This is a genomic window from Pelovirga terrestris (assembly GCF_014773365.1).
GTDB lineage: Bacteria > Desulfobacterota > Desulfuromonadia > Desulfuromonadales > Geopsychrobacteraceae > Pelovirga > Pelovirga terrestris.
This window is the reverse complement of sequence record NZ_JACWUN010000035.1, coordinates 1-1,746: the sequence shown is the minus strand read 5'-3', so window position 1 is coordinate 1,746 and position 1,746 is coordinate 1. Positions and strand designations below refer to the sequence as shown.

The window sequence follows — 1,746 nt, the reverse complement described above, 5'->3', positions numbered from 1 at the left end:
CCCAAATCCACCACCTGAAAAAGCATAGATGGTCGCGACGTCTTTTTTAAGATATTTTTTCCTGCCTATACCCTGTTTTTACGTTACGTCAGGGTGAAAAATGTCGGATTTAGAAAAAATCGGCCTTCTCAGTGCCGTTCTGGGCGCACTTCGGGCGCAAAGCCTCCTTTCGGGGTTCTTTTTTTTGTGTTTGCTCTGATTCAGCTGCCAACAACAACTTCCGGTGCTCCCCGTGCCAGATCGATGATCCGCTCACGGATGTGCAGCAACAGGCCCAGAGCCGGCTGTTTGGGGCTAATGAGAATGTGTAGTTGACGCGAACGCTCACGAACCTGGCCGGCGAGATTGATCAGTCCGAATCTAACCGCCTTGAGTCGCTTGCACCGAAAGCTCGGGGGCAAGACCAAACGTTTCATCGCGGCGTTTAAATTGAGCGCCAGAATCATGATCCCCCACCAAGCGGCATTTTCTCCAAAATCTCCTGAAGGGAGTTTCCCGCCGGCCAGGTCGTCTTTCATGACGGCGTGCACTTCTTCGCTTTTGCCGCAGCGCTCTCGATACCACTGAATCAACTCATTGCCGTCGATATCCCGGTTGGTGACAATCCCGTAAATTTTATAGCGCTCACCGCTGGGCGCTTGCATCTGCTCGGGATCGGCGACGGTTTCACAGCCAAGTAGCTCCAATTGGTTGTGGAGCCGTTTGCGGGTAGCAAGATAACGATAGCCGGGGCCGTTCTTGCTCATCCCTGCCCAGCTGGGAACATAACAGACTTCGGCCCATTGCTGACCTGTATCATACTGGCGACCGTCCGGATCGGTGCGCCTTATCGGCAACCAGTTGCCTTCTTCCACTTCACCAACGGCTTGCCGAAAGCTTTGGCTCACGTTGGCTCCGATAGCGAACTCGATGGCGCCAAAACGTTCATTGCTCCCTTCGGCACAGTAACGCAGCAGATCCTGCTGATAACCGGCGGTGTCAGAGCGGAGCATCACCTTATCGACCCCATCAGGAAGGTGCTCCAGCGTTTCCTGCAACAACCGCAGTTGTTGATAGCCAGCGGGAACATTGCCATCGCGAAACTCACTGTGGACAACCAGATCCTGCTCGAACCAGTACACGTTCAACGGTTGATAAGCGCGATAACCATCGTAGCACCACAGAGCCTGTGTCTTGTCACTGCTCACCAGGGTGGCGTCCATGTCGAGGGTCGCTTCGCGTTGGACGTTGCGGTTCTGGACAAACGCGACCATCTCCTGGTTGACACGCCCCAATGCCCGTAAACACTCATTGGGCGCAGGGATAAAAGCTGATCCCGGAATCCGCCGTGTCTCTTCCTGTGGATCATGAAAGGCGGCCAGGTAGCGGAAGACGGGCGAGGCGGAAGGGACGGTGCGCCCTGCTTTCTTACGCCGCCGCTCCAATAAGCGGCGCTCTTTGCGTGGCAGTCCATGATACTCGATCTGCCGCAACAATCGACACAACCCTTCATCTGCTTCCAGTTGTTCAAGGTCTGCAACAGATTCCCCACCGACCAGATTCAGCAGAATCAGGGCCATCACGATCTGTTCGTCACACCACCCCTGACGACTGTCTGAGCGAACATGGAGATGCCGTCTGATGGCATCGCGTAGCCCGGCAATATGCGCCAACTCAAGATAGGCTGGTAAGCCTGCTAACGCCGTGAGTCCTGATGTCTGTACTTGCTCTTTATACTGGAAGGGAAGAACGCCTTGTGCCATAATT

Annotated in this window: 1 protein-coding gene; it reads right to left on the bottom strand. The window is 54.7% G+C overall.

Features of this window, described 5'->3' with window-relative positions; all coding sequences use genetic code 11:
* Window positions 1-200 precede the first annotated feature (200 nt).
* Window positions 201-1,742 carry an IS1380 family transposase gene (locus tag ICT70_RS14745; protein ID WP_191157983.1) on the bottom strand — a complete coding sequence of 514 codons (1,542 nt, stop codon included), beginning with the start codon at window positions 1,740-1,742 and terminating at the stop codon, window positions 201-203.
* Window positions 1,743-1,746: the final 4 nt, after the last annotated feature.

What these genes read in the sequence shown, in the direction of transcription:
- ICT70_RS14745 (WP_191157983.1), bottom strand. Translation starts at nt 1,742, where the DNA reads ATGGCACAAGGCGTTCTTCCCTTCCAGTATAAAGAGCAAGTACAGACA.